Source organism: Pseudomonas sp. IT-P74 (assembly GCF_949768175.1).
Classification (GTDB): domain Bacteria; phylum Pseudomonadota; class Gammaproteobacteria; order Pseudomonadales; family Pseudomonadaceae; genus Aquipseudomonas.
The window spans coordinates 44,188-65,777 of record NZ_CATKQD010000008.1 but is presented as its reverse complement, the minus strand read 5'-3'; the positions used below and the strand labels follow the sequence as shown (position 1 = coordinate 65,777).

Genomic DNA, 21,590 nt, shown 5'->3' with positions numbered 1-21,590 from the left:
CGACTGTCCGAGAACACCCCATGCAGCTCTCTTCGCTCACTGCGGTTTCCCCTGTTGACGGCCGCTACGCCGGCAAAACCCAGGCCCTGCGCCCAATTTTCAGCGAGTACGGCCTGATCCGTGCCCGCGTTCTGGTTGAAGTGCGCTGGCTCCAGCGCCTGGCCGCTCACCCTGCCATCAGTGAAGTGCCGGCGTTCTCCGCCGAAGCCAACGCTGTGCTCAACACCCTGGCGGAAAACTTCTCTCTGGAGCACGCCGAGCGCGTCAAAGAGATCGAGCGCACCACCAACCACGACGTCAAGGCCATCGAGTACCTGCTCAAAGAGCAAGCGGCCAAGCTGCCGGAACTGGCCAAGGTCAGCGAGTTCATCCACTTTGCCTGCACCAGCGAGGACATTAACAACCTGTCCCACGCCCTGATGCTGCGCGAAGGCCGTGATGACGTAATGCTGCCGCTGATGCGCCAGACCGCCAACGCCATCCGCGAACTGGCGATCCGTTTCGCCGACGTGCCGATGCTGTCGCGCACCCACGGTCAACCGGCCTCGCCGACCACCCTGGGCAAAGAACTGGCGAACGTGGTTTACCGCCTGGAGCGTCAGATCGCTCAGGTCGCCGCCGTTCCGCTGCTGGGCAAGATCAACGGCGCTGTCGGCAACTACAACGCCCACCTGTCGGCCTACCCTGAGATCGACTGGGAAGCCAACGCCCGCGCCTTCATCGAAGACGAGCTGGGCCTGGGCTTCAACCCGTACACCACGCAGATCGAACCGCACGACTACATTGCCGAGCTGTTCGACGCGATCGCTCGCTTCAACACCATCCTGATCGACTTCGACCGCGACATCTGGGGCTACATCTCCCTGGGTTATTTCAAACAGCGCACCATCGCTGGCGAAATCGGTTCGTCGACCATGCCGCACAAGGTCAACCCGATCGACTTCGAAAACTCCGAAGGCAACCTGGGTATCGCCAATGCACTGTTCCAGCACCTGGCGAGCAAGCTGCCGATCTCCCGCTGGCAGCGCGACCTGACCGACTCCACCGTACTGCGCAACCTCGGCGTCGGCTTCGCCCACAGCGTGATCGCGTACGAAGCGAGCCTGAAAGGCATCAGCAAGCTTGAGCTCAACGAGCAGAAGATTGCCGCAGACCTGGACGCCTGCTGGGAAGTATTGGCCGAGCCGATCCAGACCGTGATGCGTCGCTACAACATCGAAAACCCGTACGAAAAGCTGAAAGAACTGACCCGCGGCAAGGGCATCAGCCCGCAAGCGCTGCAGACTTTCATCGACGGGCTGGACATGCCGGCCGCCGCCAAGGCCGAGCTGAAATTGCTCACCCCGGCGAACTACATCGGCAACGCTGTAGAACAAGCCAAGCGCATCTGATCGACCGCTAGACCCTTTTAAGACGCCCGGCCGCGCCGGGCGTTTTTATTCCCGTCTGAAAAGTGCATTTTTTCAATAGGTTACACATGAATCCTGATATTCCTCTTCAACTTCTGGGCGGCATCACGGCACGGGAATTCCTGCGCGACTACTGGCAGAAAAAGCCGCTGTTGATCCGTCAGGCGATTCCTGATTTCGAAAGCCCGATCGACGCCGACGAACTGGCCGGCCTGGCGCTGGAAGAAGAAGTCGAATCGCGACTGATCATCGAGAATGGCGAGCGCCCGTGGGAACTGCGTCGCGGCCCGTTCGCCGAAGATGAGTTCAGCAAGCTGCCTGAAACTGACTGGACCCTGCTGGTTCAAGCCGTGGATCAGTTCGTCCCGGAAGTCAGCGAACTGCTGGAAAACTTCCGCTTTCTGCCGAGCTGGCGCATCGACGACGTGATGATCAGCTACGCCGCGCCAGGTGGCAGCGTTGGTCCGCACTTCGACAACTACGACGTGTTCCTGCTGCAAGGCCACGGCAAGCGCAACTGGAAGATCGGCCAGATGTGCAACACCGAGAGCCCGATGCTGACCCATGCCGACCTGCGCATCCTCTCCGAATTCGAAGCCACCGATGAATGGGTGCTGGAACCGGGCGACATGCTCTACCTGCCACCACGCCTGGCCCACTGCGGCGTTGCTGTTGATGAATGCATGACCTACTCGGTCGGCTTCCGTGCACCGAGCGCTGCTGAAGTGCTGACCCATTTCACGGACTTCCTCAGCCAGTTCCTGTCGGACGAAGAACGCTACACCGACGCCGACGCCTTGCCGACTGCCGATCCTCACCAGATCCAGCGCGACGCACTCGACCGCTTGAAAGGCCTGCTGGCCGAGCACATGAGCGACGAGCGCCTGCTGCTGACCTGGTTCGGCCAGTTCATGACCGAGCCACGCTACCCGGAACTGGTGGTGGGCCCGGAAGACGTCGAAGAAGAGGACTTCATGTCCGCCCTGGAGCAAGGCGCGATCCTGATTCGCAACCCGAGCGCACGCCTGGCGTGGTCTGAAGTCGATGACGACCTGCTGCTGTTCGCCAGCGGCCAGAGCCGTTACCTGCCGGGCAAACTGCGCGAACTGCTGAAGATGATCTGCGCTGCCGACGCACTGCACGCCGACAACCTTGGCGACTGGCTGAGCGACGAAGACGGTCGCGGCCTGCTGTGCGAACTGGTCAAGCAAGGAAGCCTGGGGTTTGCCGATGAATAAGATTCACGTACGTGTCGCAGACTGGCAGAAGGACAACGCCGAGATCCGGCGCATTCGTGAGACGGTGTTCGTCGCCGAGCAATCCGTTCCGCCAGAATTGGAATGGGACGCCGATGACATTGATGCAGTGCATTTCCTCGCTTACGAAGGCGACTTTCCCATCGGCACCGCCCGCCTGCTGCCCGATGGGCACGTCGGCCGGGTGTCGGTACTCAAGGACTGGCGCGGCCTGAAAGTCGGCGATGCGCTGATGCAAGCGGTCATCGGTGAGGCCGAAGAGCGCGGGTTGAAGCAGCAGATGCTCAGCGCCCAGGTACAAGCCACGGCGTTCTATGAGCGCATGGGCTTTCACATGGTCAGTGAGGAATTCCTGGAAGCCGGGATTCCACATGTGGACATGGTGCGGCACTCGGCCTGATACCGAGGTGCCCCCAATCGCGAGCAGGCTCGCTCCTACAAGGATTGCGCTAGACCTTGTAGGAGTGAGCCCGCTCGCGATGAGGCCCTGAAGAACACCACAAAACGCCCCGCCATCCCCGGATGCCGGGGCGTTTTGCTGTCTACCATTCAACTTGCCCCATCCCGGGCCGACAAACTGGCACTATCAATACTTGTAGGAGCGAGCTTGCTCGCGATGGACTTGAGAGCGCCGCGGGGTATCAGGCATCACGCATTATCGTTGACGACCATCGCGAGCAAGCTCGCTCCTACACACACCACAAAGCCGGAGATAACGGATATGTCCCTACGCACCCTGCTAACCACGCTGCTGGTGACCTGCAGTTTTTCGGTCTTGGCGGCCACCGAAATCGTGCCACTGAACTACCGTACCAGCGCAGATATGCTGCCCGTTGCGCAGGATTTCATCGGCAAGGACGGCCAGGTCAGCGCCTACGGCAATCAACTCATCGTCAATGCCGATCAGCGCAAGATCGACGAACTTAAAGCCCTTCTTTCGCAACTCGATACCGCACCCAAACGCCTGCTGATCACCGTCGATACCAGCGACAACAACTTCCAGGGCGAGCAGGGTTATTCGGTGAACGGCGCCAAGCCAAACCAGGCCCGCATCATCAACTACAGCACCGACAGCCGCGACGGCGGCATTCAGCAAGTGCAGGCCAGCGAAGGCGCACCGGCACTGATCCAGGTCGGCCAGAGCGTGCCGCTGACCAGTTCGCAGACCGATTCCTACGGTGACCTGCGCAGCCAGACCGAATACCGCAACGTCACCCAGGGCTTCTACGTCACCGCAAACGTCACCGGCGACATCGTCCACCTGTCGATCAGTACCAACCGTGACCGCATGAGCCAGGAACGTCCCGATGTAGTGAACGTACAAAGCACCGACACAACCGTCACCGGCCACCTCGGTGAGTGGATCCTGCTGGCCGGGGTCAACGGCCAGACCCAGGCCGACAAACAGGGCCAGACCCGCAGCTACTCGACCCAGAGCCGCAACGACATGACACTGCGGGTAAAAGTAGACACCCTGGACTAAAGCACCAAAAACTGACTGACGAGTCGTATTAGACCAAAGATGTAGTGCCTGAAAAAAAGCACTACAAAACGTTTGACGAGCCAAAAAAGCAAAGGCATGATGGCCTCGCTCCCGCTAATCAGAGGCCCTGGCAAGGGCCTTCGAAGCGATGTTCGCACCTACCCCGCGAACCGCTTCGTGTCTGTACCGCCCACAAGGTGTGTTTGACGAGGTTGTCGACTGGAACGAAGTTGTCCCGAGGGACGGAAGCGTAATAGGTAACCCGGCACCACACTGTTGTTCGCACCAAGGCCCACGACGCCCGAATGCGCCCGCAGTTCGCCTTTACCTGCTCACTTCCCCTCGAGCCCATCGTTCATCCCGTCGCCCTCCCCGCCGAATCCGACTTGACCGCTTAAGCTTCTGGTCAGCGAGCGCAGGAATTTTCCACCGCAGAACAACTTTTCATAAAGACGCGACGAGGTTTATCTCCCATGGCACTGACACGCGAACAGCAAATTGCAGCCCTCGAAAAAGACTGGGCTGAAAACCCGCGCTGGAAAGGCGTGACACGCACTTACTCCGCTGCTGACGTCGTCCGCCTGCGTGGCTCGGTTCAACCTGAGCACACCTTTGCAAAAATGGGCGCCGAGAAGCTGTGGAACCTGGTCACCCAGGGTGCCAAGCCGGCCTTCCGTCCTGAGAAAGATTTCGTCAACTGCATGGGCGCCCTGACCGGCGGCCAGGCTGTGCAACAAGTCAAGGCCGGCATCCAGGCAATCTACCTGTCGGGCTGGCAAGTGGCTGCGGACAACAACTCCGCCGAATCGATGTACCCGGACCAGTCGCTGTACCCGGTGGACTCGGTTCCAACCGTGGTCAAGCGCATCAACAACTCGTTCCGTCGTGCCGACCAGATCCAGTGGAAAGCCGGCAAGAACCCGGGCGACGACGGCTACATCGACTACTTCGCGCCGATCGTTGCGGACGCTGAAGCCGGTTTCGGCGGCGTACTGAACGCTTACGAGCTGATGAAGAGCATGATCGAAGCAGGCGCCGCCGGCGTTCACTTCGAAGACCAACTGGCTTCCGTGAAGAAATGCGGCCACATGGGCGGCAAGGTACTGGTTCCTACCCAGGAAGCCGTACAGAAGCTGACCGCTGCCCGTCTGGCTGCTGACGTTGCCGGTACTCCGACCATCATCCTGGCCCGTACCGACGCTAACGCCGCCGACCTGCTGACTTCGGACTGCGACCCGTACGACCAGCCATTCGTGACTGGCGAACGTACCCAGGAAGGTTTCTACAAAGTGCGCGCCGGTCTGGACCAGGCCATCGCTCGCGGCCTGGCCTACGCTCCGTACGCCGACCTGATCTGGTGTGAAACCGCCAAGCCGGATCTGGACGAGGCTCGTCGCTTCGCTGAAGCGATCAAGAAGGAATACCCGGACCAACTGCTGTCGTACAACTGCTCGCCTTCCTTCAACTGGAAGAAAAACCTGGACGACGCGACCATCGCCAAGTTCCAGCGCGAACTGTCCGCCATGGGCTACAAGCACCAGTTCATCACCCTGGCCGGCATTCACAACATGTGGCACAGCATGTTCAACCTGGCGCACGACTACGCCCGCAACGACATGACTGCCTACGTGAAGCTGCAAGAGCAGGAGTTCGCTGACGCTTCGAAGGGCTACACCTTCGTGGCTCACCAGCAGGAAGTGGGCACCGGCTACTTCGACGACATGACCACTGTGATCCAGGGTGGCTCGTCTTCGGTAACCGCACTGACCGGTTCGACTGAAGAAGAACAGTTCCACTGATCGGCTTCGCTTGAGCAAACGGCCGTTGCGGACCCATTAGAAACCGCAACGCCGCAAATCTGACGCCCCGACTGGTTCGGGGCGTTTTTTTGCCTGCGATTCAACAAACACCGCACCTCCCCTGTAGGAGCGAGCCTGCTCGCGATGGTCGCGAACGATAACGCGCGAAACCTGACTCCCAGCGGTGCTCTTGAGTTTTTCGCGAGCAAGCTCGCTCCTACAGGGGACGGTGGTGCCTGTAGCAAATCATTGATCCAGAGCGCTACGACCGTCAGAAAAACCCGCTAAAACGCTCACCGCCGCTACTTGCTGTAACGCCCATATAAGTCAACTTCCCGAGTATCCGAAGGACTAGCAGTTTAAAAACCGCGCCAAACAGTATTGATTATCATTTATCAATAACAATGTTCGTTACATTCCCTACAAAACATAATTGACGAAATGCCGGCTAATGCCCGAGCCGCAAGGCCTGCGGGGGTTTTGAAGCGCGCTATGTCCTTATTCCTATAATAAATTTCGCTACAGGAATTTTACTTGCCGGGTGTTTAGCCATAAAATCAGCGGGATTGATTGCTGCGACATATCGTCACTGCTTTTGTTTCTTTTCAAGCTCAGAGACCTTTGCTCTCTGTTAAGGATTACCAGCATGCCCGAAGCGACAGGACTCATGGCCCACAACTGGGGCTTTGCCATTTTCCTTCTAGGCGTCGTCGGCCTCTGTGCCTTCATGCTGGGCGTCTCCAGCCTCCTTGGGTCAAAAGCCTGGGGCCGCAGCAAAAACGAACCGTTCGAGTCCGGCATGCTACCTACAGGTGGCGCCCGCTTGCGGCTCTCAGCCAAATTCTATCTGGTCGCGATGCTCTTCGTGATCTTCGATATCGAAGCCCTCTTTCTCTTTGCATGGTCTGTGTCCGTCCGCGAAAGCGGCTGGACCGGATTCGTCGAAGCTCTCGTTTTCATAGCAATTCTGTTGGCAGGCCTTGTCTACCTATTCCGAGTGGGCGCCCTTGACTGGGCTCCGGAAGCTCGGCGCAAGCGGCAAGCGAAGCTGAAACAATGAGGCTTTGGCAATGCAATACAATCTCACCAGGATCGACCCCGATGCTCCTAACGAGCAATATCCGATTGGCCAACGGGAAACCGTTTCCGATCCGTTAGAAGATCAAGTCCACAAAAACATTTTCATGGGCAAGCTCGAAGACGTGCTTAACGGCACGATCAACTGGGGGCGCAAGAACTCCCTGTGGCCGTATAACTTCGGTCTTTCGTGCTGCTACGTGGAAATGACCACCGCCTTCACGGCGCCCCACGACATCGCGCGCTTTGGCGCCGAGGTTATCCGGGCATCGCCGCGTCAGGCGGATTTCATGGTTATCGCCGGTACCTGCTTCATCAAGATGGCGCCGATCATTCAGCGTCTCTACGAGCAAATGCTCGAGCCTAAATGGGTCATCTCCATGGGTTCGTGCGCCAACTCCGGTGGCATGTACGACATCTACTCCGTCGTTCAAGGGGTGGACAAGTTCCTGCCCGTGGACGTCTACGTGCCTGGCTGCCCGCCCCGCCCTGAAGCTTTCCTGCAAGGCCTGATGCTGTTGCAGGAGTCGATTGGCCAGGAGCGTCGTCCACTTTCCTGGGTCGTTGGCGATCAAGGCGTTTATCGCGCCGAGATGCCTTCCGAAAAGGAAAAGCGCCGCGAACAGCGTATTCAGGTAACCAACCTGCGCAGCCCCGACGAAGTCTGATCCAGATCTGCTCCTTAAAAAGAACGAGAACCTGGCTTCATTCTTTACGTTGACCGAAAGCGATAAATAACCATGACTACAGGCAGTGCTCTGTACATCCCGCCTTACAAGGCAGACGACCAGGATGTGGTCGTCGAACTGAACAACCGTTTTGGCCCGGAGGCGTTCACCGCCCAGCCGACCCGCACCGGCATGCCGGTGCTTTGGGTTGCCCGCGCCAGACTCGTCGAAGTGCTGACGTTCCTGCGTAACCTGCCCAAGCCGTACGTCATGCTCTATGACCTGCACGGCGTGGACGAGCGTCTGCGCACCAAGCGTCAAGGGCTGCCGAGCGGCGCCGACTTCTCCGTGTTCTATCACTTGATGTCGATCGAACGTAATAGTGACGTAATGATCAAGGTCGCCTTGTCCGAGAGCGACCTCAGCTTGCCGACCGTCACCAGCATCTGGCCGAACGCCAACTGGTACGAGCGTGAAGTCTGGGACATGTTCGGCATCGACTTCAAAGGTCACCCTCACCTGTCGCGCATCATGATGCCGCCGACCTGGGAAGGTCACCCGCTGCGCAAGGACTTCCCGGCCCGCGCCACCGAGTTCGACCCGTTCACCCTGAACCTGGCCAAGCAGCAGCTCGAAGAAGAGTCCGCGCGCTTCAAGCCGGAAGACTGGGGCATGAAGCGTTCCGGCCCGAACGAGGACTACATGTTCCTCAACCTCGGCCCGAACCACCCGTCCGCCCACGGTGCGTTCCGCATCATCCTGCAACTGGACGGCGAAGAGATCGTCGACTGCGTACCGGACGTCGGTTACCACCACCGTGGTGCCGAGAAGATGGCCGAGCGTCAGTCCTGGCACAGCTTCATCCCGTACACCGACCGTATCGACTACCTCGGCGGTGTGATGAACAACCTGCCGTACGTGCTCTCGGTCGAGAAGCTGGCCGGCATCAAGGTGCCGGAGAAGGTCGACGTCATCCGCATCATGATGGCCGAATTCTTCCGGATCACCAGCCACCTGCTGTTCCTGGGTACCTACATCCAGGACGTCGGCGCCATGACCCCGGTGTTCTTCACCTTCACCGACCGCCAGCGCGCGTACACGGTGATCGAAGCCATTACCGGTTTCCGTCTGCACCCGGCCTGGTACCGCATCGGTGGCGTCGCCCACGATCTGCCGCGCGGTTGGGAAAAACTGGTCAAGGATTTCGTCGAGTGGATGCCCAAGCGTCTGGACGAATACCAGAAAGCCGCACTGGACAACAGCATCCTGCGTGGCCGGACCATCGGCGTCGCCGACTACAACACCAAAGAGGCCCTGGAATGGGGTGTCACCGGTGCCGGTCTGCGTTCGACCGGTTGCGATTTCGACCTGCGTAAAGCGCGCCCGTACTCGGGCTACGAGAACTTCGAATTCGAAGTGCCGCTGGCCGCCAATGGCGATGCCTACGACCGCTGCATCGTGCGTGTCGAGGAGATGCGCCAGAGCATCAGGATCATCGACCAGTGCCTGCGCAACATGCCGGAAGGCCCGTACAAGGCGGATCACCCGCTGACCACGCCGCCGCCGAAAGAGCGCACCCTGCAGCACATCGAAACCTTGATCACGCACTTCCTGCAGGTTTCGTGGGGCCCGGTCATGCCGGCCAACGAATCCTTCCAGATGATCGAAGCGACCAAGGGCATCAACAGTTATTACCTGACGAGCGATGGCGGCACCATGAGCTACCGCACCCGGATTCGTACCCCAAGCTTCCCGCACCTGCAGCAGATCCCTTCGGTGATCAAAGGCAGCATGGTCGCGGACTTGATTGCGTACCTGGGTAGTATCGATTTCGTTATGGCCGACGTGGACCGCTAAGCATGAACAGCACGCTTATCCAGACAGACCGTTTCACCTTGAGTGAAACCGAGCGCTCGGCCATCGAGCACGAGCTGCATCACTACGAAGACCCGCGCGCGGCGTCGATCGAAGCCCTGAAGATCGTCCAGAAGGAACGTGGCTGGGTGCCGGACGGCGCCTTGTACGCCATCGGCGAGATCCTCGGCATCCCGGCCAGCGACGTTGAAGGCGTGGCGACGTTCTATAGCCAGATCTTCCGTCAGCCGGTCGGCCGTCACATCATTCGCGTCTGCGACAGCATGGTCTGCTACATCGGCGGCCACGAGTCCGTGGTCAGCGAAATCCAGAGCAAACTGGGCATCGGCCTGGGTCAGACCACCACCGATGGTCGTTTCACCCTGCTGCCGGTCTGCTGCCTCGGCAACTGCGACAAGGCGCCGGCGTTGATGATCGACGACGACACTTTCGGTGATGTGCAGCCAGCAGGCGTTGCCAAATTGCTCGAGGGCTACGTATGACCCTGACTTCCTTCGGTCCGGCCAACCGCATCAAGCGTTCGGCCGAGACTCACCCGCTCACCTGGCGTCTGCGTGACGACGGCGAAGCCGTATGGCTCGACGAGTACCAGGCCAAGAACGGTTACGCCGCTGCGCGCAAGGCCTTCGCCGACATGGCTCAGGACGACATCGTCCAGACCGTGAAAGATTCCGGCCTCAAGGGTCGCGGCGGTGCTGGCTTCCCCACTGGCGTGAAGTGGGGCCTGATGCCCAAGGACGAATCCATCAACATCCGCTACCTGCTGTGCAACGCGGATGAAATGGAGCCCAACACCTGGAAAGACCGCATGCTGATGGAGCAACTGCCCCATCTGCTGATCGAAGGCATGCTGATCAGTGCCCGCGCGCTGAAAACCTACCGTGGCTACATCTTCCTGCGTGGCGAGTACACCACCGCCGCCAGGCACCTCAACCGTGCCGTGGAAGAAGCCAAGGCAGCGGGCCTGCTGGGCAAGAACATCCTGGGCAGCGGCTTTGATTTCGAGCTGTTCGTCCACACCGGCGCCGGACGTTACATCTGCGGTGAAGAAACCGCACTGATCAACTCCCTCGAAGGCCGCCGCGCCAACCCGCGCTCCAAACCGCCCTTCCCTGCCGCCGTTGGCGTGTGGGGCAAGCCGACTTGCGTGAACAACGTCGAGACCCTGTGCAACGTGCCGGCGATCATCGCCGACGGCGTGGACTGGTACAAATCGTTGGCTCGCGAAGGCAGTGAAGACATGGGCACCAAGCTCATGGGCTTCTCCGGCAAGGTCAAGAACCCGGGCCTGTGGGAACTGCCGTTCGGCGTCACCGGTCGCGAGCTGTTCGAAGACTACGCCGGCGGCATGCGCGACGGTTACAAGCTCAAGTGCTGGCAGCCTGGCGGCGCCGGTACCGGCTTCCTGTTGCCGGAACACCTGGACGCACAAATGTACGCCGGCGGCATCGCCAAAGTGGGCACCCGCATGGGTACCGGCCTGGCCATGGCGGTGGACGACAGCGTCAACATGGTGTCCCTGCTGCGCAACATGGAGCAGTTCTTCGCCCGCGAGTCCTGTGGCTTCTGCACGCCGTGCCGCGATGGTTTGCCATGGAGCGTCAAGCTCCTGATGGCCATCGAGAACGGTGAAGGCCAGCCAGGCGACATCGAGACCCTGCTGGGTCTGGTTGGTTTCCTCGGCCCAGGCAAGACCTTCTGTGCTCACGCACCGGGCGCCGTGGAGCCGTTGGGCAGCGCAATCAAATACTTCCGTCCAGAGTTCGAAGCCGGTATCGCGCCTGTCAGCGCCGCCGTCCCGCCTCTGGCAAGGCCGATTGTAGTCGGCGCGTAAACGCTTAAAAAAGGCGAAGGGTCCGTGCCCTTCGCTTTTCGTGTGATGACGCCTTTAACGGCTGTGTTGATTCACGCGGATAACAAGATTCCATTAGCCACGCCCGCTGACACCGGGCCAACGAAGAACTTTGAACCATGGCCACTATCCACGTAGACGGCAAAGAGCTCGAAGTCGATGGGGCAGACAACCTGTTACAGGCATGTCTGTCGCTAGGCCTCGATATCCCTTATTTCTGCTGGCACCCTGCCCTCGGCAGCGTTGGCGCTTGCCGCCAGTGCGCGGTCAAGCAGTACACCGACGAAAACGACACCCGTGGTCGTATCGTCATGTCCTGCATGACCCCTGCCACCGACGGCACCTGGATCTCCATCGAAGATGAAGAATCCAAGGCCTTCCGCGCCAGTGTTGTCGAATGGCTGATGACCAACCATCCTCACGACTGCCCGGTCTGTGAAGAAGGCGGTCACTGCCACCTGCAAGACATGACGGTCATGACCGGCCACAACGAGCGCCGTTACCGCTTCACCAAGCGTACCCACCAGAACCAGCAACTGGGCCCGTTCATTTCCCACGAAATGAACCGCTGCATCGCTTGCTACCGCTGCGTGCGCTTCTACAAAGACTACGCCGGCGGCACCGACCTCGGTGTATTCGGCGCCCACGACAACGTGTACTTCGGTCGCGTTGAAGACGGCACCCTGGAAAGCGAGTTCTCCGGTAACCTCACCGAGGTCTGCCCGACCGGTGTGTTCACCGACAAGACTCACTCCGAGCGCTACAACCGCAAGTGGGACATGCAGTTCTCGCCGAGCATCTGCCATGGCTGCTCCAGCGGTTGCAACATCTCCCCGGGCGAACGTTACGGCGAACTGCGTCGCATCGAAAACCGCTTCAACGGTTCGGTGAACCAGTACTTCCTGTGCGACCGTGGCCGTTTCGGCTATGGCTACGTCAACCGCGAAGACCGCCCGCGTCAGCCATTGCTGGCCAACGGCACCAAGCTGAGTCTCGACGAAGCGCTGGATAAAGCCGCCGACCTGCTGCGCGGTCGCAACATCGTCGGTATCGGTTCGCCCCGCGCCAGCCTCGAAAGCAACTACGCGTTGCGCGAACTGGTGGGTGCCGAGCACTTCTACTCGGGTATCGAAGCTGCCGAACTGGAACGCATCCGCCTGGTCCTGCAAGTACTGAAAGACAGCCCGCTGCCAGTGCCGAACATGCGCGACATCGAAGACCACGATGCCGTGTTCGTCCTCGGTGAAGACCTGACCCAGACTGCCGCGCGCATGGCCCTGTCCCTGCGTCAATCGGTCAAGGGCAAGGCCGAAGACATGGCCGATGCCATGCGCGTCCAGCCTTGGCTCGACGCCGCCGTGAAGAACATCGGTCAGCACGCGCTGAACCCGCTGTTCATCGCAAGCCTGGCTGAAACCAAGCTCGACGACATCGCCGAAGAGTGCGTTCACGCCGCTCCAGACGACCTGGCCCGCATCGGTTTCGCCGTGGCTCACGCCCTCGACGCTAGCGCACCGGCCGTTGAAGGCCTGGACAGCGAAGCGCTCGAACTGGCCAAGCGCATCGCCGACGCCCTGCTCGCAGCCAAGCGTCCGCTGGTCATCGCCGGTACCTCCCTGGGCTCCAAAGCGTTGATTGAGGCTGCTGCCAACATTGCGAAAGCTCTGAAGCTGCGCGAGAAGAACGGTTCCATCAGCCTGATCGTGCCAGAGGCCAACAGCCTCGGCCTGGCCATGCTCGGTGGCGAATCGGTCGACGCCGCGCTGCAAGCCGTGATCGACGGTAAAGCCGACGCCATCGTCGTGCTGGAAAACGATCTGTACACCCGTACCGACAAGGCCAAGGTCGATGCTGCCCTAAGCGCCGCCAAAGTGCTGATCGTCGCCGACCATCAGAAGACTGCCACCAGCGATCGCGCGCACCTGGTTCTGCCAGCCGCCAGCTTCGCTGAAGGCGACGGCACCCTGGTCAGCCAGGAAGGCCGCGCCCAGCGCTTCTTCCAGGTCTTCGATCCGAAGTACATGGACGCGAGCATCCTGGTTCACGAAGGCTGGCGCTGGCTGCATGCACTGCGTGCAACCCTGCTGAACCAGCCGATTGACTGGACCCAACTGGACCACGCCACCGCTGCCGTCGCTTCCAGCACTTCGATCCTGAATCGCATCGTCGATGCCGCACCGTCCGCCGCGTTCCGCATCAAGGGTATGAAACTGGCCCGTGAACCGCTGCGTTACTCCGGTCGTACCGCCATGCGCGCCGACATCAACGTGCACGAACCGCGTACCCCGCAGGACAAGGACACCGCGTTCGCCTTCTCGATGGAAGGTTACTCGGGCTCGGCCGAACCGCGTCAGCAAGTACCATTCGCCTGGTCTCCGGGCTGGAACTCGCCGCAAGCCTGGAACAAGTTCCAGGACGAAGTCGGTGGTCACATCCGCGCTGGCGACCCGGGCACCCGCCTGATCGAAAGCACTGGTGACTCGCTGAACTGGTTCGCCAGCGCTCCGCGTGCGTTCAACCCAGCTCCTGGTACCTGGCAGGCCGTGCCGTTCTTCCACCTGTTCGGCAGCGAAGAGAACTCTTCGAAAGCCGCTCCGGTTCAGGAACGCATCCCGGCTGCTTATGTTGCTCTGGCCAGGTCCGAAGCCGACCGCCTGGGTGTCAATGACGGCGCCATGCTGAGCCTGAACGTGGCTGGCCAGACCCTGCGTCTGCCGCTGCGCATCAATGAAGAACTGGGTGCTGGTCTGGTGGCATTGCCTGCGGGCATCGCCGGCATTCCGCCAGCGATCTTTGGCAAATCCGTTGACGGTCTGCAGGAGGCAGCTCAATGACCTTGTTCACTCCTGAAGTGATCGACGTGATCATCGCGGTCCTCAAGGCCGTGGTGATTCTGCTCGCCGTGGTGGTTTGCGGTGCCCTGCTGAGCTGGGTCGAGCGTCGTCTGCTCGCCCTCTGGCAGGACCGTTACGGTCCGAACCGCGTCGGCCCGTTCGGCGCGTTCCAGATCGCCGCCGACATGATCAAGATGTTCTTCAAGGAAGACTGGACCCCGCCGTTCGCCGACAAAGTGATCTTCACTTTGGCGCCGGTCGTGGCCATGAGCGCCTTGCTGATTGCCTTCGCAATCATCCCGATCACCCCGACCTGGGGTGTCGCGGACATCAACATCGGCATCCTGTTCTTCTTCGCCATGGCTGGCCTGTCGGTCTACGCGGTGCTGTTCGCCGGCTGGTCGAGCAACAACAAGTTCGCCCTGTTGGGCAGCCTGCGGGCCTCGGCGCAAACCGTGTCGTACGAAGTGTTCATGGGCCTGTCGCTGATGGGCATCGTGATCCAGGTCGGCTCGTTCAACATGCGCGACATCGTTGAGTATCAAGCGCAGAATCTGTGGTTCGTCATTCCGCAGATCTTCGGTTTCCTGACCTTCTTCATCGCTGGCGTCGCCGTGACTCACCGTCACCCGTTCGACCAGCCGGAAGCGGAACAGGAACTGGCCGACGGTTACCACATTGAATACGCCGGCATGAAATGGGGCATGTTCTTCGTCGGCGAGTACATCGGCATCGTGCTGATCTCGGCGCTGCTGGTGACCTTGTTCTTCGGTGGCTGGCACGGTCCGTTCGGCATCCTGCCGCAGATCCCGTTCATCTGGTTCGCGTTGAAAACCGCGTTCTTCATCATGTTCTTCATCCTGCTGCGCGCCTCGATTCCGCGCCCACGGTATGACCAAGTGATGGATTTCAGCTGGAAGTTCTGCCTGCCGCTGACCCTCGTCAACATGCTGGTGACCGCTGCGATCGTGTTGCTCAACACGCCCGCCGTCGCGGCTCAGTGAGGATAGAATCATGAAGTACATTTTTGACATCGTGCATGGCTTCTACACCCAGCTTCGCAGCCTGGTGATGATTTTCGGCCACGCCTTCCGCAAGCGCGACACGCTGCAGTACCCGGAAGAACCGGTCTACCTGCCGCCGCGCTACCGTGGGCGTATCGTCCTGACCCGCGACCCCGACGGCGAAGAGCGTTGTGTAGCTTGCAACCTGTGCGCCGTGGCGTGCCCGGTCGGTTGCATCTCGCTGCAGAAAGCTGAAACCGAAGACGGTCGCTGGTACCCGGACTTCTTCCGCATCAACTTCTCGCGCTGCATTTTCTGCGGCCTCTGCGAGGAAGCCTGCCCGACCACCGCGATCCAGCTGACGCCGGATTTCGAAATGGCCGAGTTCAAACGTCAGGACCTGGTTTACGAGAAAGAAGATCTGCTGATCTCCGGCCCCGGCAAAAACCCTGATTACAACTTCTATCGTGTTGCAGGTATGGCGATTGCCGGTAAGCCGAAAGGCTCCGCGCAGAATGAAGCCGAACCGATCAACGTGAAGAGCTTGCTGCCTTAAGGAAGAAAGATGGAATTCGCTTTCTATTTCGCATCGGGTATCGCTGTGGTGTCCACGCTTCGCGTGATCACCAACACCAACCCTGTGCACGCCCTGCTCTACCTGATCATTTCGCTGATCGCCGTGGCGATGACGTTCTTCGCCCTCGGCGCACCGTTTGCCGGTGTCCTGGAAGTGATCGCCTACGCTGGCGCCATCATGGTGCTGTTCGTGTTCGTGGTGATGATGCTGAACCTGGGGCCGGCCTCGGCTCAGCAAGAGCGCGCCTGGCTCAAGCCCGGTATCTGGGGCGGCCCGGTCCTCCTCGCCGCGCTGCTGCTGGTGGAACTGCTGTATGTGCTGTTCTCCCACCAGACCGGTGAAGCCATCGGCCACACCACCGTAGACGCCAAGGCCGTGGGCATCAGCCTGTTCGGTCCTTACCTGCTGGTGGTCGAACTCGCCTCGATGCTGCTGCTCGCCGCAGCCGTCACGGCGTTCCATTTGGGCCGTAACGAAGCCAAGGAGCAATGACGATGCCTGCTATCCCCATGGAGCATGGTCTGGCGGTCGCCGGCATCCTGTTCTGCCTCGGTCTGGTCGGCCTGATGGTCCGCCGCAACATCCTCTTCGTGCTGATGAGCCTGGAGGTCATGATGAATGCCTCTGCTTTGGCGTTCATCGTTGCCGGTAGCCGCTGGGCGCAGCCGGATGGACAGATCATGTTCATCCTGGTGATCAGCCTGGCAGCCGCCGAGGCCAGTATTGGCCTGGCGATCCTGCTGCAACTGTATCGCCGCTTCCACACGCTCGATATCGACGCTGCCAGTGAGATGCGCGGATGAACCTACTCTTTCTGACTTTCGTATTCCCTCTCATTGGTTTCCTGCTGCTGTCGTTCTCACGCGGCCGCATTTCGGAAAACCTGGCTGCGCTGATCGGCGTCGGCTCCATCGGTCTGTCGGCGATCGTTACCGCCTACGTGATCTGGCAGTTCAACGTCGCCCCGCCGGAAGGCGGCCACTACACCCAGGTGTTGTGGCAGTGGATGGCGGTGGAAGGCTTCACGCCGAACTTCGCGCTGTATCTGGACGGCCTGTCGCTGACCATGCTCGGCGTGGTGGTTGGCGTCGGCTTCCTGATCCACCTGTTCGCGTCCTGGTACATGCGCGGTGAAGACGGTTACTCGCGCTTCTTCGCCTACACCAACCTGTTTATCGCCAGCATGCTGTTCCTGGTGCTGGGCGATAACCTGTTGTTCCTGTACTTCGGCTGGGAAGGCGTGGGCCTGTGCTCGTACCTGTTGATCGGTTTCTACTACAGCAACCGCAACAACGGTAACGCGGCACTCAAGGCCTTCATCGTGACCCGTATCGGTGACGTGTTCATGGCCATCGGCCTGTTCATTCTGTTTGCCCAGCTGGGCACGCTGAACGTTCAGGAACTGCTGGTGCTGGCTCCGCAGAAATTCCAGTCCGGCGACTTCTGGATGGTCATGGCCACCCTGATGCTGCTGGGCGGCGCTGTCGGTAAATCCGCGCAACTGCCGCTGCAAACCTGGCTGGCGGACGCGATGGCCGGCCCGACTCCGGTTTCGGCACTGATCCACGCCGCAACCATGGTGACCGCTGGCGTCTACCTGATCGCCCGTACCCACGGCCTGTTCACCCTGGCGCCGGAAATCCTGCACCTGGTGGGCATCGTTGGCGGTGTGACCCTGGTTCTCGCCGGTTTCGCAGCCCTGGTCCAGACCGACATCAAGCGTATCCTCGCCTACTCGACCATGAGCCAGATCGGCTACATGTTCCTGGCCCTGGGCGTCGGTGCCTGGGACGGCGCGATCTTCCACCTGATGACCCACGCCTTCTTCAAGGCCCTGCTGTTCCTTGCGTCCGGTTCGGTGATCGTTGCCTGCCACCACGAGCAGAACATCTTCAAGATGGGCGGTCTGTGGAAGAAGCTGCCACTGGCCTACGCCAGCTTCATCGTCGGCGGCGCGGCCCTGGCGGCCCTGCCACTGGTTACCGCGGGTTTCTACTCCAAGGACGAAATCCTCTGGGAAGCGTTCGCCAGCGGCAACAACGGTCTGCTCTATGCCGGTCTGGTCGGCGCGTTCATGACGTCGCTCTACACCTTCCGCCTGATCTTCATCGCGTTCCACGGTGAAGTGAAGACCGAAGCCCACGCCGGTCACGGCATCGCCCACTGGCTGCCACTGTCGGTGCTGATCGTATTGTCCACCGCCATCGGCGCGATGATCGTTCCACCACTGCACGGCGTGCTGCCGGAAAGCGTCGGCCATGCCGGCGGCGAAGCCAAGCACAGCCTGGAAATCGCCTCGGGCGCCATTGCCCTGGCCGGTATCCTGCTGGCTGCCCTGCTGTTCCTCGGCAAGCGTCGCTTCGTCACCGCCGTCGCCAACAGCGGCATCGGCCGTTTCCTCTCGGCCTGGTGGTTCGCTGCCTGGGGCTTCGACTGGATCTACGACAAACTGTTCGTCAAGCCGTACCTGGCGATCAGCCACATCCTGCGCAAAGACCCGCTCGACCAGACCATCGGTCTGATCCCGCGCATGGCCAAAGGCGGTCACACCGCCCTGAGCCGTACCGAGACCGGTCAACTGCGTTGGTACGCCGCCTCGATGGCTGCTGGTGCCGTGCTGGTCATCGGCGCCGTCGTGCTGGTAGCGGTCTGATATGAACCTTGCGAATTTGCGAAAGGAAACGAACCCGTCATGATTCTGCCTTGGCTAATCCTGATCCCCTTCATCGGCGGCCTGCTGTGCTGGATGGGTGAGCGCTTCGGCGCCACCCTCCCCCGCTGGATTGCGCTGATCACCATGTCCCTGTTGCTCTCCCTCGGCCTCTGGCTGTGGGCCAACGGCGATTATTCTTTTGCCCCGGCGCCTGGCGCCGACCCGACCTGGGCGCTTGAGTTCAAGCACGTCTGGATCCAGCGCTTCGGCATCAACGTGCACCTGGCCCTCGACGGCCTGTCGCTGTTGATGATCATGCTGACCGGTCTGCTGGGTGTGCTCTCGGTACTCTGCTCGTGGAAAGAGATCCAGCGTCACGTGGGCTTCTTCCACCTGAACCTGATGTGGATCCTGGGCGGTGTCGTCGGCGTGTTCCTGGCCCTCGACCTGTTCATGTTTTTCTTCTTCTGGGAAATGATGCTGGTGCCGATGTACTTCCTCATCGCGCTCTGGGGTCACAGTTCTTCGGACGGCAAGAAAACCCGGATCTACGCGGCGACCAAGTTCTTCATCTTCACTCAGGCTTCCGGCCTGATCATGCTGGTGGCGATCCTGGGCCTGGTACTGGTCAACTTCAACGACACCGGCGTGATTACCTTCAACTACGCCGACCTGTTGAAGACCAAGATGTCGATGACCACCGAGTACATCCTGATGCTCGGTTTCTTCATCGCCTTCGCGGTCAAGCTGCCGGTCGTGCCGTTCCACTCCTGGTTGCCTGACGCTCACGCCCAGGCGCCGACCGCAGGTTCCGTCGACCTCGCCGGTATCTTGCTGAAGACCGCGGCCTACGGCCTGCTGCGTTTCGCCCTGCCGCTGTTCCCGAATGCTTCGGCCGAGTTCGCGCCGTTTGCGATGGCCCTGGGTCTGATCGGGATCTTCTACGGTGCGTTCCTGGCGTTCGCGCAAACCGACATCAAGCGTCTGATTGCCTTCTCGTCCGTTTCCCACATGGGCTTCGTACTGATCGGCATCTACTCCGGCAGCCAACTGGCGCTGCAGGGTGCGGTGATGCAGATGCTGGCCCACGGCCTGTCGGCGGCGGCACTCTTTATCCTGAGTGGCCAGCTGTACGAACGCACCCACACCCGCGACATGCGTGAAATGGGTGGCCTGTGGTCGAAGATCGCTTACCTGCCGGCCCTCAGCCTGTTCTTCGCTGCCGCGTCCCTGGGCTTGCCGGGTACCGGTAACTTCGTCGGCGAGTTCCTGATCCTGATCGGCACCTTCCCGATCGCTCCATGGGTCACCATCATCGCCACGTCCGGCCTGGTGTTCGGTTCGGTCTATTCGCTGATCATGATCCACCGTGCGTACTTCGGTCCGGCCAAATCGGACGCAGTTCTGCATGGCATGGACGGTCGCGAAATGATCATGGTGGTCGGTCTGGCTGCGCTGCTGATCTACATCGGCGTGTACCCACAACCGTTCCTCGATACCTCTGCCGCTACGATGCATGGCGTGCAGCAGTGGCTCGGCACCGCCTTCACTCAACTCGCTTCGGCCCGGTAAGAGCGCTATGGAATTCACGACTCAACACTTTATCGCGCTAGCGCCGTTGTTGATCACCAGCGCCACGATCATCGTGGTGATGCTGGCGATCGCCTGGCGCCGCAACCACTCCCAGACCTTCCTGCTGTCCGTGGCGGGTCTGAACCTGGCACTGCTGTCGATCCTGCCTGCCTTGAAAGTCGCGCCATTGGCCGTGACCCCACTGCTGCAGATCGACAGCTTCGCCTGCCTGTACATGGCGCTGATCCTGGTCGCCACCCTCGCTTGTGTGACCCTCGCCCACGCCTACCTCGGCGATGGCGGCACGGGTTACCCGGGCAACCGTGAAGAACTGTACCTGCTGATCCTGATGGCCGCCGCCGGTGGCCTGGTGCTGGTCAGCGCGCAGCACCTGGCCGGGTTGTTCATCGGTCTGGAACTGCTGTCGGTGCCGGTCTACGGTCTGGTGGCTTACGCCTTCTTCAACAAGCGCTCGCTGGAAGCCGGCATCAAGTACATGGTGCTGTCGGCTGCCGGTTCCGCGTTCCTGTTGTTCGGCATGGCGCTGCTGTACGCAGACTCGGGTTCCCTGAGCTTCGTCGGCATCGGTCAGGCCCTGGCGGCCACCGGCCTGCCAAGCTCGCTGGCACAACTGGGCCTGGGCATGATGCTGATCGGCCTGGCGTTCAAGCTGTCGCTGGTACCCTTCCACCTCTGGACTCCAGACGTCTACGAAGGCGCTCCGGCGCCGGTCGCGGCGTTCCTGGCGACCGCTTCCAAAGTGGCCGTGTTCGCGGTGATGGTGCGTCTGTTCCAGATCTCGCCTGCGGCGAGCAGCGGCGTGCTGAGCGACGTGCTGACCATCATCGCCATCGCGTCGATCCTGTTCGGTAACCTGCTGGCACTGACCCAGAGCAACCTCAAGCGTCTGCTGGGTTACTCGTCCATCGCCCACTTCGGTTACCTGCTGATCGCCCTGGTGGCGAGCAAGGGTCTGGCCGTGGAAGCGATCGGCGTGTACCTGGTCACCTACGTGATCACCAGCCTCGGCGCCTTCGGCGTGATCACCCTGATGTCCTCGCCGTACAAAGGCCGTGACGCGGATGCCCTGTACGAATACCGCGGCCTGTTCTGGCGCCGTCCGTACCTGACCGCCGTACTGACCGTGATGATGCTGTCCCTGGCCGGTATCCCGCTGACCGCGGGCTTCATCGGCAAGTTCTACATCATCGCCACCGGCGTTGAATCGCACCAATGGTGGCTGGTCGGCTCGCTGGTACTGGGCAGCGCCATCGGCGTGTTCTACTACCTGCGTGTGATGGTCACCCTGTACCTGATCGAACCGAACCTGCGTCGCGTTGATGCCCAGTTGCACTGGGAACAGAAGGCAGGCGGCGTGATGCTGCTGGCCATCGCGGTACTGGCCTTCTTCCTCGGCCTGTACCCACAACCGCTGCTGAACCTGGTTCAACAGTCAGGGTTGGCGGGTTGATCGCTTAGGCGACCCTCGGTGGTAAACAAAAACGGCACCTTCGGGTGCCGTTTTTGCGTT

The 21,590-nt window shown here is 60.7% G+C and carries 18 protein-coding genes; all 18 read left to right on the top strand.

From position 1 onward, the window contains the following. Nucleotides 1-20: 20 nt before the first annotated feature. Entirely contained in the window at nucleotides 21-1,391 is a 1,371-nt protein-coding gene (gene purB / locus ACM6J5_RS07350; protein ID WP_008053453.1) for an adenylosuccinate lyase, read from the top strand. 86 nt (nucleotides 1,392-1,477) lie between these two features. Further along, a complete protein-coding gene (locus ACM6J5_RS07345) occupies nucleotides 1,478-2,647 on the top strand; it encodes a cupin domain-containing protein (protein ID WP_095943720.1) in 1,170 nt (389 codons plus the stop codon). Then, nucleotides 2,640-3,065, top strand: a complete 426-nt coding sequence (locus ACM6J5_RS07340; protein ID WP_095943719.1) for a GNAT family N-acetyltransferase — start codon at nucleotides 2,640-2,642, stop codon at nucleotides 3,063-3,065. The genes ACM6J5_RS07345 and ACM6J5_RS07340 overlap by 8 nt, the downstream gene beginning before the upstream one ends. A 321-nt stretch (nucleotides 3,066-3,386) precedes the next feature. Then, nucleotides 3,387-4,148 (top strand): secretin N-terminal domain-containing protein, encoded by a 762-nt coding sequence (locus ACM6J5_RS07335; protein WP_414928092.1) that lies wholly within the window; start codon nucleotides 3,387-3,389, stop codon nucleotides 4,146-4,148. A gap of 473 nt (nucleotides 4,149-4,621) precedes the next feature. Continuing rightward, entirely contained in the window at nucleotides 4,622-5,947 is a 1,326-nt protein-coding gene (gene aceA / locus ACM6J5_RS07330; RefSeq protein WP_034146910.1) for an isocitrate lyase, read from the top strand. Between the two features lie 646 nt (nucleotides 5,948-6,593). Continuing rightward, nucleotides 6,594-7,007, top strand: coding sequence for an NADH-quinone oxidoreductase subunit A (locus ACM6J5_RS07325; RefSeq protein ID WP_003223812.1), 414 nt, complete (start codon nucleotides 6,594-6,596; stop codon nucleotides 7,005-7,007). A gap of 10 nt (nucleotides 7,008-7,017) precedes the next feature. Continuing rightward, complete coding sequence (locus ACM6J5_RS07320) at nucleotides 7,018-7,692, top strand: NuoB/complex I 20 kDa subunit family protein (protein ID WP_007970441.1); 675 nt, start codon at nucleotides 7,018-7,020, stop codon at nucleotides 7,690-7,692. A gap of 72 nt (nucleotides 7,693-7,764) precedes the next feature. Then, entirely contained in the window at nucleotides 7,765-9,549 is a 1,785-nt protein-coding gene (gene nuoC / locus ACM6J5_RS07315; protein ID WP_095943717.1) for an NADH-quinone oxidoreductase subunit C/D, read from the top strand. Nucleotides 9,550-9,551: 2 nt separating this feature from the next. After that, nucleotides 9,552-10,049 carry an NADH-quinone oxidoreductase subunit NuoE gene (gene nuoE / locus ACM6J5_RS07310; RefSeq protein ID WP_008053447.1) on the top strand — a complete coding sequence of 166 codons (498 nt, stop codon included), beginning with the start codon at nucleotides 9,552-9,554 and terminating at the stop codon, nucleotides 10,047-10,049. Next, entirely contained in the window at nucleotides 10,046-11,401 is a 1,356-nt protein-coding gene (gene nuoF, locus ACM6J5_RS07305) for an NADH-quinone oxidoreductase subunit NuoF (RefSeq protein WP_095943716.1), read from the top strand. The genes nuoE and nuoF overlap by 4 nt, the downstream gene beginning before the upstream one ends. Nucleotides 11,402-11,538: 137 nt before the next feature. Beyond that, nucleotides 11,539-14,253 (top strand): NADH-quinone oxidoreductase subunit NuoG, encoded by a 2,715-nt coding sequence (gene nuoG, locus ACM6J5_RS07300; protein ID WP_150671702.1) that lies wholly within the window; start codon nucleotides 11,539-11,541, stop codon nucleotides 14,251-14,253. Further along, nucleotides 14,250-15,257: an NADH-quinone oxidoreductase subunit NuoH gene (gene nuoH, locus ACM6J5_RS07295; protein ID WP_095943714.1), complete on the top strand. Its 1,008-nt coding sequence runs from the start codon at nucleotides 14,250-14,252 to the stop codon at nucleotides 15,255-15,257. The genes nuoG and nuoH overlap by 4 nt, the downstream gene beginning before the upstream one ends. A 10-nt stretch (nucleotides 15,258-15,267) precedes the next feature. Beyond that, nucleotides 15,268-15,813: an NADH-quinone oxidoreductase subunit NuoI gene (gene nuoI / locus ACM6J5_RS07290; protein WP_007970449.1), complete on the top strand. Its 546-nt coding sequence runs from the start codon at nucleotides 15,268-15,270 to the stop codon at nucleotides 15,811-15,813. A gap of 9 nt (nucleotides 15,814-15,822) precedes the next feature. Further along, the gene (gene nuoJ, locus ACM6J5_RS07285; RefSeq protein WP_046037836.1) at nucleotides 15,823-16,326 is read left to right on the top strand and encodes an NADH-quinone oxidoreductase subunit J; all 504 of its coding nucleotides are present in this window, start codon (nucleotides 15,823-15,825) and stop codon (nucleotides 16,324-16,326) included. Between the two features lie 2 nt (nucleotides 16,327-16,328). Beyond that, nucleotides 16,329-16,637, top strand: a complete 309-nt coding sequence (gene nuoK / locus ACM6J5_RS07280; RefSeq protein ID WP_007946416.1) for an NADH-quinone oxidoreductase subunit NuoK — start codon at nucleotides 16,329-16,331, stop codon at nucleotides 16,635-16,637. Next, entirely contained in the window at nucleotides 16,634-18,487 is a 1,854-nt protein-coding gene (nuoL, locus tag ACM6J5_RS07275; protein WP_095943713.1) for an NADH-quinone oxidoreductase subunit L, read from the top strand. Before nuoK ends, nuoL begins: the two co-directional genes overlap by 4 nt. Before the next feature lie 39 nt (nucleotides 18,488-18,526). After that, nucleotides 18,527-20,059, top strand: coding sequence for an NADH-quinone oxidoreductase subunit M (gene nuoM / locus ACM6J5_RS07270; protein ID WP_095943712.1), 1,533 nt, complete (start codon nucleotides 18,527-18,529; stop codon nucleotides 20,057-20,059). Nucleotides 20,060-20,066: 7 nt separating this feature from the next. Next, the gene (nuoN, locus tag ACM6J5_RS07265) at nucleotides 20,067-21,530 is read left to right on the top strand and encodes an NADH-quinone oxidoreductase subunit NuoN (RefSeq protein WP_095943711.1); all 1,464 of its coding nucleotides are present in this window, start codon (nucleotides 20,067-20,069) and stop codon (nucleotides 21,528-21,530) included. The last annotated feature ends 60 nt before the right edge of the window (nucleotides 21,531-21,590 follow it).